Consider the following 14,793-nt stretch of genomic DNA (forward strand, 5'->3'; position numbering starts at 1 on the left):
ATTTAATAAATCTTAAACATCCTACGTAAATTTGTAATGATTGAAATAAATAAATTGTTAGGCTTTAACAGCGCTTGTCCCTTTAGTAATAGTGACTTCAAGATTTTTGACATTCCCATTAAACACAAGATCAATTTGACATAGACTTGTTTTCTCATCAATGATGTAACCGATATCGTCTCCATCATGGATAATAGAGTTTACATGTCCTTTATCATTTAGCCACTTACTTTTTTGACTGCTTGGATTATTACTAAAGAAACGAACAATATTTTCATGTTTAAAGTCTCCTGATTGGAAACGAAGGATTCTTTCAATATACGTACTAACTTGAGTTTTGTAGATTGAATCAAACCCATCCTCTTCCATTGCTAGGCTTCTTGCTTTATAGACAGTTATACGTCTAATATCTTTATCCTGTAGTTGAGCATTTTCAGAAGAGAATACAAAACCAAAGCTTCTGCTATTGATAGCATCCTTAATATTATTCGTAAAACCAGAAATCTCTTTTGCCATAGTTGTTACTGCTCGTAGTGAATTATCTCCGGCTTCAATATCGAATCGAACTCCCGGATAATTTCGTTTTACATTTCTAAATGATTCTTTTAAATACTCTGGACATTGATAGGCCGATACGATACCTGCTGCAACATAGCTAGCATCCACATAAACGCCTTCAATCCATAGTTTTAAAATATCTTCTTTCTCTTTTGATAAACGTGCTCCATTTTCAGTAGTATGCATACGTGTATCAATCACGACTCCTGATTTATCTTTAGGAATAATCGTAAAGTTTGGTAAACATGGTATAGCAAACTCGCTATAATCCTTTCTAACTAGTACAGAGCATTTATCGATTAGACGATCAATACCAGCTGTTGCAATCCCATTGAAGGTTGTTTCTTCTTCAGCCATAAAGTTAAAGAAAATTTGCACCTTGTAATCTTTTATAGTGTCCAAGAGAATGGATAGTGATTCCATCGTATTACCCTCTTGCTTGGTCACTTTATCGTTTCCTTTGAATCTAGATCGACTCACTTTCATTTTTCCAGATGCTTCAAGTTCAAGGGCTGGTACAATTCCATACCATACCGTATCTGTAAAGTCGTTTTTCGAGTTCACAGTGTTTAAGTAAGTACGTAATCTCGGTAGGTTATTACTTTTTACCAGCATATCTAACTTCGTGTTAGTGACGATTAATGAAGGTTGCATACCTTTGTTTTTAGTTGCATATTGATCAAAATACATTTTGATCCCTAATAATTTTTCAACTAAAGGTTTAACCGTTTTGACAAATTCATCCTTTGCATCCTTATAGAATTCAAGATATGTATTGTAGTTTTGAACTTCTGTTTCTACATCAAATTCAGCTTTAATTGCTGGAAGCGGCGAGAATGTTCTGACGACTAAATCTTTCACATAAGAAGATGGTGATTCAGTTATCGCTTCGTAATCTTCCTCAAATACAGTACTTAAGCCATAATTACTATTTTCCTCAATGACCATTAATTCTGCACTATTTGTTTGTGGTGCCTCAATGATTTTTAATTCACCATTGTCACCAATTGAAAGAGTACCTATTTGTAACTTTTCAGATTCTCCTTCATCTTGACTAGCACCCAATAATAATCTTGTTTTAATATCCTCAATTGCTAACGGTAACATCGCCATCACATTGTTATAGTTTCTACTAGCTACTTCAAACATAAGATTAAGCTTGTCACCTGTATCTAATTTCTTAGGGTCGCCTTCATCTAGCTTGTCATATTCACCATACAGGTAATGAATCTCTTTACGTACTTGACGAATGTCATCCATGACTTTTTTAGGAGAAATCATATCAAGTAAATTTTCAAATTTAAAATCTACATTGGCAATTCCTTGACTTCTTTTTGTATCAATGAGCGTAAATAGCATTTTTAAAAAATCATTATTTTGGTCAATTGCTATTTCAGAAATACAATCATCTTGAATTCCTTCTGGCTTTTTTAAGGTATACATGACTTTTTGATTTGCGGCATTGTAAAATGAGTAAACCGTGGGAGAAAACTTATCTAAAAATTCATCGAAACTTTTTACAAGAAGACTTTGATTAATTTCTTTAATTTTTTCATCACTTAGACTATCAATTCCTTTGACATCTCCAACGAGCGTAATTAAATCCAATTTCTCAGGATTTATTTCTTCAAAGAGCATAGTTCGGTTTGTTTGATTAATAATCTCCATTCATTTGGCTGTATAATTCTACAGCCATCCCTCCTTTAAAACGAATTCGAGTTGTCATAAACATTAGTAAGTAAATGAAAGATAAGAGCAAAAGGATTACAGCGTTGGATATTGTACAACCACTTCAAATGCTATTGTTTTATGAATCTATTCTCACAGTCATTCACAAAGTAATATAGAACAATAAAACATAGTAGTAAAAATATACCAACAATAAACAAAGCTATGTAGTGAAATTGAAATTAATTTATAAGAATCGCTGTCCAACTTTATGCATCTTTCATACAAACTTAACGAATGATTAATGTATCACAAAGGTAACTATACAATATCTAAAATCAATGTCAATATTTTCTATAGAATATATTGTCATCAAAAACATTTATAGGGTTGTTTAGTAAAAATATTACATGGTAATAATTATGATATTTTATAGACAATTTATGGCTTTTATAATATTTTTTTATAAAAAAAACAGCTTATTGTCCTAAATACCTTAGGTCATAAGCTGTTTTTTAAAAGTTACAATATATAGTTAAAATGGATAAATAGTATGAAACGAATAGTAAATTTGGTCATTTAGAATCAAATAACTTAAAATAGTTCTTTTTACATTTGAACTTTATTTCAATAATAATCATGTATTTAATAAATTTTAGGGAAGAACATCTTTTTTTAGTCTCTATCCGCAATCCCCACATAATAGTAGATGACATAAAAATGCTCACTTTTTCATTATATTTTCTAACATTTTCAATTTTATCCTCAATTACCCTCTGTGAAATATCTAATGGTATTTCATTCGTTAAAGCATAGTATAAGGTTGCCATCAAGCTATAAATATCCGTATAAATATCTTGCTCTCCTTGCATGGAATACTGTTCAAGGGGAGAATAGCCTGGACTAGTAAATATCGGATATTTCATCCCTGTCTTATAATAAACGGCAGATCCAAAATCTAATAAATAGGGTTGTCCCTTAGCATCAATCATAATATTACTAGGTTTTATATCCCGATGTATGATTCCCTTTCCATGTAAATAAGTAATCGCTTCTATTAAGGGTAAAAATATATCTTGATAGAGAAGATGTCTCTCACTCAATGAAAATCGTTGTATATATTGCTCTAATAAAACCCCTTCATAATAATCTGTGACTATATATATGGAACCATTTTCAAAAAAATGATGTCGATATGTAACAATATGTTGATGGTTCAGACACTGTAACATTAACGCCTCATTCAAAAACCTTGCTTTTAATTCCTCAAATTTCCTCTTTGTAGAAGGTAAACGATTGATGACAGACTTATTATCCAAATCTCGTAAAGCTATCTCTAATGGGAAAAACTCCTTTATGATAATTTCTTCTCCGGTGCTTATGTATTCAGCGATATAAACAAATGATAATTTGCTCATAGCAAGAAGCCGTTTGATGCTGTATGTATTATTTAATAGATTGTTTGTTGGTAAACTCAATTCCGCTGATGTTGTTTGCATGTCAATCCCTCCTTCCACAATCCATCTAAGGGAAATTATAACAAAAAACTCATATAAAAACCGCCCACTAAAAAAGTGAGCGGTTTGTCAATTTTAAGCTTTTTGATAACGTAGTACAGGTGTACGAGCCGCACGTGTTTCGTCTAGGCGAGAAACAACTGTAGTATGTGGCGCTTCTTGAACGATGGATGGATTTTCCTCCGCTTCCTTCGCAATTTGAATCATCACATCGCAGAATGCGTCTAATGTTTCTTTAGATTCTGTTTCTGTTGGCTCAATCATTAACGCCTCTTCCACATTTAATGGGAAGTATGTTGTTGGTGGATGGTAGCCAAAGTCTAACAGACGTTTTGCGATATCTAGTGTACGAACGCCTAATTTCTTTTGGCGATGACCAGATAAAACAAATTCATGTTTACAGTGATGGTTATATGGAAGATCGTAGAATGGCTCTAAACGACGCATCATATAGTTGGCATTTAATACAGCATATTCTGTTACAGCTTTCAGGCCATCCGGACCCATTGTACGGATGTACGTATAGGCACGGACATTGATACCAAAGTTACCATAGTATGGTTTTACTCGTCCGATAGATTGTGGACGGTTGTAATCGAAATGGTATGCACCTTCTTCTGTTCTTACAAGTACTGGTTTTGGTAGGTATGGAATTAAATCAGCTTTTACACCTACTGGACCTGAACCTGGACCACCACCACCGTGTGGACCTGTAAATGTTTTATGCAGATTTAAATGTACACAGTCAAAGCCCATATCGCCAGGACGTGCTTTACTCATAACAGCATTTAAGTTGGCACCATCATAGTACACTTTACCGCCAACAGAGTGGATAAGCTCCGCCATTTCGATGATATTTTCCTCAAATAAACCAAGTGTATTCGGGTTTGTTAACATTAAGGCAGCCGTGTCAGGACCTACTACTTTGCGAAGGTCTTCAATATCAACTAAACCAGTTTCATCTGATTTAACTGTAATTGTTTCAAAGCCTGCTACTGTTGCTGAAGCTGGGTTAGTTCCGTGAGCAGAGTCAGGAACGATAACTTTGTTACGGTGACCTTCTCCATTTGCTTCATGGAAAGCGCGGATCATCATTAATGCTGTCCACTCTCCATGTGCCCCTGCTGCTGGCTGTAATGTCACTTCATCCATACCAGTAATTTCTACTAATGACGTTTGAAGATCATAAAGAAGCTCCATAGCACCTTGTGCTGTTGACTCATCTTGTAGTGGGTGCACATTGGCAAAGCCAGAAAGACGAGCTACCGCTTCATTAATTTTTGGATTATACTTCATCGTACAAGAGCCAAGTGGGTAGAAGCCAGAGTCTACACCATGATTTCTACGAGAAAGTGCTGTGTAGTGACGCATGATATCAAGCTCAGATACTTCAGGTAATTCTGCTGCCTCTGTACGTACTAAATTAGCAGGTAGTATATCTGCTAGATCTACTTCAGGTACATCAAGCGCTTCTAAACTATAGCCAACGCGACCTTCTTTTGAAATTTCAAAAATGAGTGTTTGATTTTCGTTATGCATGAAGAGCCCCCATTTCTGCAACTAGTGCATCAATTTCTTCTTTTGTGCGTAATTCAGTCACAGCAATTAGCACATGATTTTTAAGAGAGTCATAATTTTGACCTAAAGGATATCCACCAATAATACCTTTTTCAATTAAGCCTTTATTGATTTCCTTCATACATTTATTTGTTTTCACTACGATTTCATTAAAATGTGCACCTTGGAATGCTACTGTAAAGCCTGCTGCTTCAAAGGCATTTTTTGCATAACGTGTTTTCGCAATATTTTGTGTAGCCATTTCGCGAATACCTTGTTTCCCTAGAGCTGTCATCGCTACAGAAGCTGCAAGCGCAAGAAGTGCTTGGTTCGAACAAATATTAGAAGTGGCTTTATCGCGACGGATATGTTGTTCACGTGCTTGTAGTGTTAATACATAACCACGACGTCCTTCACCATCTACTGTTTCACCAACAAGACGACCTGGCACCTTACGCATTAATTTAGTTGTCACTGCAAAGAAACCACAGTGTGGACCACCAAATGCTTCAGAGATACCGAAAACTTGTGCATCACCTACACAAATATCAGCTCCTAGTTTACCTGGAGGAGTTAAAATACCTAGGGCAAGTGGGTTAGACGATACTACGAATAAGCTTTTTGCTTCATGCGCAATATCACCAATTACTTGAATATCCTCAACTTGACCAAAGAAGTTTGGATATTGAGCAATAACTGCTGCCGTATTGTCGTCAATTAGCTCTTTTAAAGCTGCAATATCAGTCACACCATCTTTATGTGGAATTGTAACGATTTCTATAGATTGACCATAGGCATATGTAGCCACAACATCACGATATTCTGGGTGTACCGTTTCAGAGACTAAAATTTTCTTACGACGTGTATGTCCAGCTGCCAACATTCCTGCTTCAGCCAATGCTGTACCACCGTCATACATAGAAGAGTTAGCAAGATCCATACCCGTAAGCTCTGCAATCATTGTTTGGAATTCAAAAATAGCTTGAAGCTCACCTTGTGAAATTTCAGGTTGATAGGGTGTATAAGCTGTATAAAACTCTGAGCGAGAAATAACATGATCCACGATCACGGGCTTGTAGTGGTTATAAACGCCTGCACCTAAAAACGATGCATTCGCATTTGTGTCTTTGTTTTTACCAGCAAGTGCCGTTAACTCTTTTAATAAAGCAGATTCCGATTTTGCTGCCTTGATGTCATAAAGTCCTTTAAAACGTACTTTCTCTGGAATATCCTCGAATAATTCATCAACTGAGGATACACCGATTACGTCTAACATTTCTTTTTGATCTTGCTCCGTCATTGGTAAATAACGATGTTTCATAAATGTAGGTCCCTCTTTTCAGCTATTATTTTGAACGCTTGTAAAACGGTGTTTCAACTGTAATTACTTTTAGTTGCTTACCACGGATTTCAATTTCTAATTCATTTCCGATAGTTGTGAATTGACTGTCAATTAACGCGTGACCAACATTACGTTTTGAGGAAGGAAGCTGTGTTCCTGTTGTAACTTCACCAATTTCCTGACCATCTTTAAATACTTTATAGCCATGGCGTGGAATCCCTTTATCGATCATTTCAATGCCGACTAGTTTGCGTGGAAGACCATTTTCCTTCTGAGCTACTAATGCATCATGACCAATAAAATCTTCTTTATTTAATTTCACAGCAAAGCCAATACCTGCTTCTAGAGGAGAAATGGTTGCTGATAATTCTTGACCGTAAAGTGGCAGACCCGCTTCAAAACGTAGTGTATCTCGACATCCTAGACCTGCAGGAACAACACCTTTGTCTTGACCAGCATCCAAAATTTTACCCCATAGCGCTTTAATATCTTCTGGTGCTCCATATAATTCGAAGCCATCTTCTCCTGTGTATCCACTACGAGAAACTAACACTTTATGTCCTGCAACTTCTACATTCTCTTGGAATCGGAAAAATTTAATGGCACTTACATCAGTTGAAGTTAGGGATTGAAGAACTTCCTCTGCTAAAGGTCCTTGTAGGGCAATTTGTGCATAGGCTTCCGATTGATTGTCAATCGTCACATCATATTGATGTTGATTTTCCAGCATCCAATCATAGTCTTTTTCGATATTTGCTGCATTCACGCATAATAAATAGTGTTGATCTGCTAGCTTATACGTTAGTAAATCATCGACAACACCGCCGTCCTCATAACACATTGCTGTGTATTGTGCCTGACCAGTAGCTATTTTTGAAACATCATTGGATAAAAGATTTTGTAAAAAATCTAATGTATCGGGACCGGTTACTAAAATTTCACCCATATGGGATACATCAAATAATCCCGCACGATTACGTACTGCATCATGTTCATCTTTAATAGAGGAGAATTGAACTGGTAATTCCCATCCACCGAAGTCAACCGTCTTAGCACCGTATTTCGCATATTCTTCAAATAGAGGTGTACGTTTTAATTCATTCGTCATTCTTTTTTGCCCCCTTATTGTTAGTTACATTTTTACTGGTAGTAGTTCGTCTGCTTTTTGTATGGGTACAATCATGACTTAGCAAAGTAATAAGGTTCACGGCGTACCTAAAGACATAAAAAAAGACAGACGAACCCCTTTTCGGGATTCTCTGTCCTTGCACCTGAAAGTTACACCAGACTAACTCGCATGGTTGATACTGCCAATTAGTCGGCTTTCCCCTTTGGTGGCTGCTATTGTTATACTACAGCTCTCTCCAGAGTTGCGTCTTATACGAGTCCTTTTACCTGAGAGATTCATAGCCATTGCTACTTGCTCCTTCGGTGGCGTTTAATTACGCTCTCTCCCCGTATAATCATCCGCCCAAGATACATCTTGGTACTATTTAGTATTCAATGAACATTTAGTTACTTATTTGTCTATATCCTAACATTAAATGCATTGAAAAGGCAATCATTTTTTAAAAGATAATAAAATACGAACATTAATAGACTTTATATCCTTCATCGTTCGTTTTTAAGTCTTTTTACTTGGAACACCAAATACTCTAAAATTTGACGAATGGTTCTGCCCTCTGTCAGGACCTGAATATGCCCTGCATCACGATAAAACTTCCTTCTGTAATGATACAGACTTTCTAGCTCCTCTTTTGTCGAGCTTTGTACGATCGGTCTGTTAGGATCATGCTGAACTCGTTTATAAATATCCTCAAACGAAGCATCTAAAAAAAATACTAAGCCACTACGTCTCATAATTTTTCGATTTTCAGCATTCATCGCAACTCCACCGCCCGTAGAAATAATACAAGCCTCATCGCGGAAACTTTTCAAAAATTCTGTTTCTATTTTTCGAAAATGGGCCTCTCCGTACTTTTCAAAAATCTGCGGGATGGACATTCCTTGCTGTCTCACTATTTCATGATCCATATCATAATATGGCATCTTTAATAAAAAGCTTAAACGTCTTCCTAAAGCACTCTTTCCACTACCCATAAAACCAACTAAATATATTTTTCGCAATTCGAATCACCTTCTTATAACTACGATTCTACACTGTCTGACAAAATTTGTCCCAATAAATTTATCGTAGCTTGAACATTCAATTTTTCGAGCCCATCATATGTTTGAAATTGCATTTCATATGACATACAATACGCAAGAAGAAAAGTAGTTACAAGAAATAATAATGCAATTGCGATTAAAAAAATAGCCCCACTGTCATTTTTCAATAATTGGCACATAGAAGGTTCGCTCCTTTTGCATACCACTAGGCATTTCCACCGCTACCGTCAGCATATTTCCGCTATAAGTGAACTGACATTTATTGATGCCATTTAGCATGGGAACATGTCCTCCATTTACTTGTTCACGAATGGTATTACGATAGCAATCAATATAATGGATAGATTCTGTGGTCTGGAAAGTGATTCTTTTGTGATCATCCCGCACGGAGAACGTTAAAATATCCTTTAACCCTTTATTTAAATCATACACAAACAGCTCCCATTTTGACTGCTCATCCGTTTGCATAGTTGAGGTCATTTCAGCATACCACAGCATAATTAGGACAAAAAGATGAGAAATAAGCACAAACACAATTAATTGAAACATTGCTTCTAGTAAGGTATAGCCCTTCTCATTATTCATGGACATTTCCTGTAAGGGAAATACATTTTTGGCGTGGCTTGAGTATGTTGTGAAAACGAACACAAATTTCTTCACCATTAAACACCCATTGATACTCAACCTGTTCAATAATTCTTGTGCCCTCAGTTTGTTGAACAGCTTGAAATAATTTCAGGCCCTCATACGCTGTTTCAGCTGCAATCATTTCCATTTTTTTATTCATAAGATTCGTTTTCATCGTATAGGTAATAGGCAATAAGGAGCTGCAAAGTAACATCAAGATGCCCATTGCCAAAATCGTTTCAATAAAAGAATAGCCTGACTCATTCAATTCTCGCTCTCCCTCGCCCTAATGTAATGATTACTTTTTTCTTTCCCTGTTGCGTTTGAAACGCGATAGTACCAGCTGACCTGACATTGCCATTAACATTATAAACAATCGTATAAATAGAGCTCTCATCAGGCAAAAATTCGACTCCTTTAGGGAATGGTCGTTCATATAAATTGGAAAAAGCATCTTTTTGAATAACGTAGCGCCTTGTAGAGCTTTCAAATTTCATCGCGATATACTGTCGCTGGTTCATGCTATAGGTTTGAATATACTGAATGTCTAGTTGAACTTGAGTAAAAAAACGATCTAATTCCTTTGACTCCGCTAATTGTAAAGAGAATTTGCTAACAATGGCTGTTAAACTCATAACAAGAAATAAAACAATCAGCATTTCGAGGATCGTAAAGCCCCATTCATTTTGTCGTTCTCTCATTAACCATTCGTACCTGCACCGACATTTGCTAAACGTACCTCTCCCTTAGTCGTAATAACTATTTCTTCTTTATTAGGAAAAGTTGTTTCATTTTCTTTCAAATAGCCTTCTTTCACTAAATCCTCTAAAGTTGGATATGCCATAAAATCCACTCTATAGGCTTCTACTTGCCCCTGTACCATATTAATATAGGCAGCACAGCCCTTCTCATCAATCGTAGCGAAGTGCTTCGTAACATTTGGAATTGTAATTAAAATAAGGATGGAAATGATTAACAAAACAATGAGCATTTCGATTAAAGTAAAACCATTTTGTTGTTTAATATGTTTCATCTTAGTCCTCCAAAACTAAATCAATCATATGATAAATTGGTAATAGTAAACTGACATAGGCCGCTAAAATACATATAGCAATTACAATAAAGAAGCTTGGTTGGATGAAGGCGAGCACCTTCTGCAATAGTTGTTCCTGTTTTTCCAGTAATAGTTCGCTGTATAATGTAAGTTCCTTCCCTAAGTAGCCACTCTGTTCTCCATGTTCTACGAAGGTAGCAAAATCCTTATGAAAAAAAGACATCATTTGTACGGCTTGAGTCAATGACTCTCCAAAGATTACCCTTTCTTTAATACGCAGAGACAGATGCTGTAGAAACGGTTGAAAGGATTGTTCTTCTAGAATTTGAAGGCTAGCCTGCAATGAAAACCCACTGTGCAGCAAACTTCCTAAATAGGCAGCAAATTGTCTTGTCCATGAGAGTCGAATATAGATTTTAAAAAGTGGGATTTTTAATAGTATTGATAGTCGTCGGGGAATGGGCTGGCGTTTGAGATAGAAGTGTAAAACCAATAAACTGACTATTACAATCGAAGCTGTTACCATCACCAAATCGGGGACATGCAGTAATAGTTTAGATAGCGCCACAATTGTCTTCTCACCTTCAATCGAGCGACTTGATACCATCTTTTCAATATTAGGTAAGAAAATCGTTCGAAATACAAAGAATAGCAACAATAAAAATAAAATTAGCATGACAGGATATACAAGCAATTTAATTAACTTTTTCTTTGTTTGCTCACCGACAATCATTTGCATTGCCACACCTTTTAATACTTCAAGCAAATGCCCATTGTTTTCTGCCACTTTGATCGCTACTAAATGATGTTTAGCCAACTGCAATGTTTCCAAAATGCTTGTTACACCTTCACCTTGCCTAAGTTTTTCATCAATTTGTTGCTGAATTTCCTCATGAACATCTATATGATGAGGGAGTAGCATTGAGATAGCCTGTGGAAATAAGTAGCCCTCCTGCATTAATACAGATAAACGTTGAATAAATTGCGCTTGCTCTTTTACACGCCATTTGGTAGCTCTGTTGTAATATAATTGAAATTTAGCGATGTATGTTTGTAACTGCATAATGGCTCTCCACAAATTCTTTTTGTCCCTTTAAGGTTAATTCGTATGGTAGCTGAAAATCCCCCTTATTTAAAATAGCGGAAATGGCCTGATTGAGATGAATATCCGATAAAATTTCGTACAACGCAAGACGATCATCTTGTAAGGCTGATGAATGAAAAAGGATTTGAGCAACAATACCAATGATCGTTTGCCGAAGCTCATCTATCGACACCCCTAAGTCCATTAAACGGTAAAGACAGCTAATCGAATCCTTCGCATGGATGGTTGAAACAACTAAATGGCCCGTCAAGCTTGCCTCGATGGCAATTTTTGCTGTTTCCTTATCTCGAATTTCCCCAATCATGATCACATCAGGTGAATGTCGCAAAATAGCTTTTAACCCCGTAGCGTATGTAACACCTGCTCGTTCATTCACTTGAATTTGAAGTAAATTGGCTTGGTTATTCTCTACTGGGTCTTCCAAGGAAATTACATGTCTATTTAATTCGGTAGAACAATAATGGATTAAAGAATAAAGTGAAGTGGACTTACCAGATCCTGTCGCCCCTGTAAAAAACAAAAGGCCCTGACGATTCTGTACTAGTTCCATTAATTTGTGGGCGGAGCTTTTAAAAAAACATAAGGAAGTTAGTGGAAAAGAATGATTTTGGAGAAGTAAGCGGATAATGAGGCTTTCTTTTAAAAATACGGAAGGCAGTGTAGATACTCGAAAGGCATATGACTGTTGCTCCATCGCCTTTTGGAATGAGCCGCTTTGAGGTTTACGACGCTCACTTATATCTAATTGCGCCAGAAACTTATAATAGGATATCATCCGGTCCGCCAAATCGTTTGGTAGTTCACCCGCATGAAGAAGCTTGTCATACTTCCGAAAATAGATCCGATAATTTAAATTGCTTGGCACCAATAATAAATCAGTTGCACCAAAATGATAGGCTTTTAGTAAAAGTTGCTCACATTTTTGTTCAACGACCATTTCAAAATTCTGCATATATGCACCCTCTTCTAGTTCATTCGAATATGACCGCGTATTCGTTATTTCCTAGTATAAATAGGATCTTCCTACGAAGAAAGCCCTTTTCTGAAAATAAAAATTTGTTATAAAATTTCCTATCATTCATGTTTTTTGCTATAAAAATGTGGATAAAGTGCAATTTCCCACTAAAACAGAAGATAAATACATGAAAAAATTAATATTTATGCTGAAATGAACTGTATCTTTTTCAATAATGGAATATAATAGAATGAACATGATTATTTTCCTAACACTTGGTAGACGAACATAATTTTATAAAAAACTAATGAGGTGAAGCATATGATCCATCCATTGAAAATTACCAGCACTTTAGCTGATGAAACAAGATACTCTATTTATGAGTACATATTGCAAGAGAAAAAAACAGTGACCGTCCAACATATTGCTGATCAGTTTGGCATCCATCCAAATGTTGCTCGACTTCATTTAACAAAGCTTTCAGAAATTAATATTATTTCCGCAGACTATGTGAAAACGGGTAAAGGTGGTCGACCTGGCCGCGTGTATAAGGCTTCAGAAAAAGGTGTATCATTAACTTTCCCAAGACGTGACGAAGATCGTTTGCTGAAATGGACGATTCAATTAGTGGAAGAGCTTGGACCATCTGTCTTAGAAAAATGTCAGGAAATTAGCTATCAAGACGGTTATCAGCAAATGAAACAAAATATAACCGCTGAATTGACAATCAATCATTCCCTTTCCTTCGACGAGAAGCTTCAACTATTAACTGACAATGCCGCATTAATTGGCTATGTTCCACAAATTCAACAAACAGAGCGTGGCAAAAAGGTGATATTCTCCATTTTTAATTGTCCATTCCAAGAGCAACTTACAACATATTCGGATATTGTCTGCTCATTACATGAATCCTATTTAAAAGGGCAGTTAGATGCGTTATTTTCAAGCAATGAATTTGTGCAAATTGAGAGTATGATACATAATTGCGATTTATGTAAATATGAAATTAACGTGACAGAAATCGATAGCTAGTTAAAAAATCCATTCGTTTGTCACAAAGACGGAGAAGTTCCAGTTTACAGACACCTTTCCTATCATTTATAATGAGTAAGAGATTATTGTGTCGTGGGCAAAAGGAGGGGAAATTTCATGGATAATATGTATAAAGTTATGGCATTCTGGACAGGTATTTTTGCCGTTATGTTCTACCTTGGTGGTATGAACGAGGTATCGCTATTATTCTTAGGTAATACAGGTTTATTCTTATTATTAGGCTTCTTAAACCTTTCAGAACGTATGTACATGTACATTTTCGGAGCATATTTAACTGTATTCTTCGCTGGCTTCACGTACTATACAACATTCATTCACGTACCTGGTGGCGGTCATTAATACACTAAAAAAGCGTATCTCATTAACGAGATACGCTTTTTTTATTTTAAAATCCATTTAAAAACGGGTTTGTTTCCATTTCTGCACTGACAGTTGTATAATTTCCATGACCCGGATAGATGATTGTATCCTCAGGTAATGTTAATAATTTGTCATGAATAGATGCTAATAATATTTTGGTGGACCCACCAATTAAATCCGTCCGTCCTACACCTTGTTCAAATAATGTGTCTCCCACAATCGCAAAGCCATCATTTTCAAATACATAGGAAATGCTACCAGGTGAATGTCCTGGTGTAAATACAGCTTGAAACACAAAGTTGCTTATTTCAAATTGTTGCTCTTTTTTAATGATCGTGTCTTGATCTGGTGCAGCTACCCTATAGTCTGGTAATGCAGCATATTTACTAGAGCCATTCTTTTCTGAATCTCCTAGCCAGCTAACCTCTTTTTCATGAATCCATACAGGTATATTAAACGCTTCCCGTAAGGCATCCACTGCACCAATATGGTCAAAATGTGCATGCGTTAAAAAAATGGCTAACGGTTTTAAACCATTGCTACGGATTGTTTTAATAAGACGCTCCGCTTCTTCACCTGGATCAAATACGATACATTCTTTGTCTTTATTCGATACGATATAGCAATTCGTTTGGACTGGACCAAGAGAAAAACTACGTACGTTCATCATAGATATCACCTCATTTCTCTATTATACAGGCTTTGCCACAATTTGACGATAAATGTTCATAGTTTGCACTATATTAGTTCTCGACAAAAACAGGTAGAACGATTACAATTAAGGAGGAATATTGTTTACGACATTCATTTTCTGATGTCGAAAGGAGT

Annotated in this window: 15 protein-coding genes and 1 riboswitch; of the genes, 2 read left to right on the forward strand and 13 right to left on the reverse strand. The window is 36.1% G+C overall.

The features are described 5' to 3' along the window. Nucleotides 1–57: 57 nt before the first annotated feature. The 12 genes from PI85_RS03960 to comGA form a co-directional block, all read right to left on the reverse strand. Complete coding sequence (locus tag PI85_RS03960; RefSeq protein ID WP_036127056.1) at nucleotides 58–2,226, reverse strand: hypothetical protein; 2,169 nt, start codon at nucleotides 2,224–2,226, stop codon at nucleotides 58–60. A 575-nt stretch (nucleotides 2,227–2,801) separates the two neighbouring features. Continuing rightward, nucleotides 2,802–3,725 carry a serine/threonine-protein kinase gene (locus PI85_RS03965; protein WP_036127058.1) on the reverse strand — a complete coding sequence of 308 codons (924 nt, stop codon included), beginning with the start codon at nucleotides 3,723–3,725 and terminating at the stop codon, nucleotides 2,802–2,804. A gap of 93 nt (nucleotides 3,726–3,818) precedes the next feature. Further along, nucleotides 3,819–5,282, reverse strand: a complete 1,464-nt coding sequence (gene gcvPB, locus PI85_RS03970; RefSeq protein ID WP_036127060.1) for an aminomethyl-transferring glycine dehydrogenase subunit GcvPB — start codon at nucleotides 5,280–5,282, stop codon at nucleotides 3,819–3,821. Then, entirely contained in the window at nucleotides 5,275–6,621 is a 1,347-nt protein-coding gene (gene gcvPA / locus PI85_RS03975) for an aminomethyl-transferring glycine dehydrogenase subunit GcvPA (protein ID WP_036127061.1), read from the reverse strand. Before gcvPA ends, gcvPB begins: the two co-directional genes overlap by 8 nt. A 25-nt stretch (nucleotides 6,622–6,646) precedes the next feature. Further along, entirely contained in the window at nucleotides 6,647–7,750 is a 1,104-nt protein-coding gene (gene gcvT / locus PI85_RS03980; protein ID WP_036127063.1) for a glycine cleavage system aminomethyltransferase GcvT, read from the reverse strand. A gap of 265 nt (nucleotides 7,751–8,015) precedes the next feature. Continuing rightward, nucleotides 8,016–8,109: riboswitch (glycine riboswitch) on the reverse strand. 144 nt (nucleotides 8,110–8,253) lie between these two features. Continuing rightward, on the reverse strand, nucleotides 8,254–8,769 hold the full coding sequence (locus PI85_RS03985; protein WP_025116055.1) for a shikimate kinase: 516 nt from the start codon (nucleotides 8,767–8,769) through the stop codon (nucleotides 8,254–8,256). Between the two features lie 198 nt (nucleotides 8,770–8,967). Next, nucleotides 8,968–9,396, reverse strand: a complete 429-nt coding sequence (gene comGF / locus PI85_RS03995; RefSeq protein ID WP_036127065.1) for a competence type IV pilus minor pilin ComGF — start codon at nucleotides 9,394–9,396, stop codon at nucleotides 8,968–8,970. Beyond that, nucleotides 9,389–9,706 (reverse strand): hypothetical protein, encoded by a 318-nt coding sequence (locus tag PI85_RS04000; protein ID WP_036127066.1) that lies wholly within the window; start codon nucleotides 9,704–9,706, stop codon nucleotides 9,389–9,391. Before PI85_RS04000 ends, comGF begins: the two co-directional genes overlap by 8 nt. Further along, entirely contained in the window at nucleotides 9,699–10,139 is a 441-nt protein-coding gene (gene comGD / locus PI85_RS04005) for a competence type IV pilus minor pilin ComGD (RefSeq protein WP_036127068.1), read from the reverse strand. The genes PI85_RS04000 and comGD overlap by 8 nt, the downstream gene beginning before the upstream one ends. Further along, on the reverse strand, nucleotides 10,139–10,471 hold the full coding sequence (comGC, locus tag PI85_RS04010; RefSeq protein ID WP_036127070.1) for a competence type IV pilus major pilin ComGC: 333 nt from the start codon (nucleotides 10,469–10,471) through the stop codon (nucleotides 10,139–10,141). Before comGC ends, comGD begins: the two co-directional genes overlap by 1 nt. 1 nt (nucleotide 10,472) lies before the next feature. Beyond that, nucleotides 10,473–11,555 carry a competence type IV pilus assembly protein ComGB gene (gene comGB, locus PI85_RS04015; protein ID WP_036127072.1) on the reverse strand — a complete coding sequence of 361 codons (1,083 nt, stop codon included), beginning with the start codon at nucleotides 11,553–11,555 and terminating at the stop codon, nucleotides 10,473–10,475. After that, nucleotides 11,530–12,549 (reverse strand): competence type IV pilus ATPase ComGA, encoded by a 1,020-nt coding sequence (gene comGA, locus PI85_RS04020; RefSeq protein ID WP_036127075.1) that lies wholly within the window; start codon nucleotides 12,547–12,549, stop codon nucleotides 11,530–11,532. The genes comGB and comGA overlap by 26 nt, the downstream gene beginning before the upstream one ends. A 324-nt stretch (nucleotides 12,550–12,873) precedes the next feature. Between comGA and PI85_RS04025 the strand changes: the two genes are divergently transcribed. Both PI85_RS04025 and PI85_RS04030 read left to right on the forward strand, forming a co-directional pair. Further along, on the forward strand, nucleotides 12,874–13,584 hold the full coding sequence (locus PI85_RS04025; RefSeq protein ID WP_036127077.1) for a metalloregulator ArsR/SmtB family transcription factor: 711 nt from the start codon (nucleotides 12,874–12,876) through the stop codon (nucleotides 13,582–13,584). 117 nt (nucleotides 13,585–13,701) lie between these two features. Beyond that, the gene (locus PI85_RS04030; RefSeq protein WP_004231035.1) at nucleotides 13,702–13,944 is read left to right on the forward strand and encodes a DUF2626 family protein; all 243 of its coding nucleotides are present in this window, start codon (nucleotides 13,702–13,704) and stop codon (nucleotides 13,942–13,944) included. Nucleotides 13,945–13,990: 46 nt separating this feature from the next. Here the strand turns inward: PI85_RS04030 and PI85_RS04035 are convergent, their stop codons facing one another. Beyond that, nucleotides 13,991–14,635 carry an MBL fold metallo-hydrolase gene (locus tag PI85_RS04035; protein WP_036127079.1) on the reverse strand — a complete coding sequence of 215 codons (645 nt, stop codon included), beginning with the start codon at nucleotides 14,633–14,635 and terminating at the stop codon, nucleotides 13,991–13,993. Between the last annotated feature and the right edge of the window lie 158 nt (nucleotides 14,636–14,793).

Source organism: Lysinibacillus sp. A1 (assembly GCF_000801965.1).
GTDB classification, from domain to species: Bacteria; Bacillota; Bacilli; order Bacillales_A; family Planococcaceae; genus Lysinibacillus; species Lysinibacillus fusiformis.

What these genes read in the sequence shown, in the direction of transcription:
- gcvT (WP_036127063.1), bottom strand. Translation starts at nt 7,750, where the DNA reads ATGACGAATGAATTAAAACGTACACCTCTATTTGAAGAATATGCGAAA.
- PI85_RS04025 (WP_036127077.1), top strand. Translation starts at nt 12,874, where the DNA reads ATGATCCATCCATTGAAAATTACCAGCACTTTAGCTGATGAAACAAGA.
- gcvPB (WP_036127060.1), bottom strand. Translation starts at nt 5,282, where the DNA reads ATGCATAACGAAAATCAAACACTCATTTTTGAAATTTCAAAAGAAGGT.
- PI85_RS03960 (WP_036127056.1), bottom strand. Translation starts at nt 2,226, where the DNA reads ATGGAGATTATTAATCAAACAAACCGAACTATGCTCTTTGAAGAAATA.
- comGD (WP_036127068.1), bottom strand. Translation starts at nt 10,139, where the DNA reads ATGAGAGAACGACAAAATGAATGGGGCTTTACGATCCTCGAAATGCTG.
- PI85_RS03965 (WP_036127058.1), bottom strand. Translation starts at nt 3,725, where the DNA reads ATGCAAACAACATCAGCGGAATTGAGTTTACCAACAAACAATCTATTA.
- gcvPA (WP_036127061.1), bottom strand. Translation starts at nt 6,621, where the DNA reads ATGAAACATCGTTATTTACCAATGACGGAGCAAGATCAAAAAGAAATG.
- comGB (WP_036127072.1), bottom strand. Translation starts at nt 11,555, where the DNA reads ATGCAGTTACAAACATACATCGCTAAATTTCAATTATATTACAACAGA.
- comGF (WP_036127065.1), bottom strand. Translation starts at nt 9,396, where the DNA reads ATGAATAATGAGAAGGGCTATACCTTACTAGAAGCAATGTTTCAATTA.
- comGC (WP_036127070.1), bottom strand. Translation starts at nt 10,471, where the DNA reads ATGAAACATATTAAACAACAAAATGGTTTTACTTTAATCGAAATGCTC.
- PI85_RS04030 (WP_004231035.1), top strand. Translation starts at nt 13,702, where the DNA reads ATGGATAATATGTATAAAGTTATGGCATTCTGGACAGGTATTTTTGCC.
- comGA (WP_036127075.1), bottom strand. Translation starts at nt 12,549, where the DNA reads ATGCAGAATTTTGAAATGGTCGTTGAACAAAAATGTGAGCAACTTTTA.
- PI85_RS04035 (WP_036127079.1), bottom strand. Translation starts at nt 14,635, where the DNA reads ATGATGAACGTACGTAGTTTTTCTCTTGGTCCAGTCCAAACGAATTGC.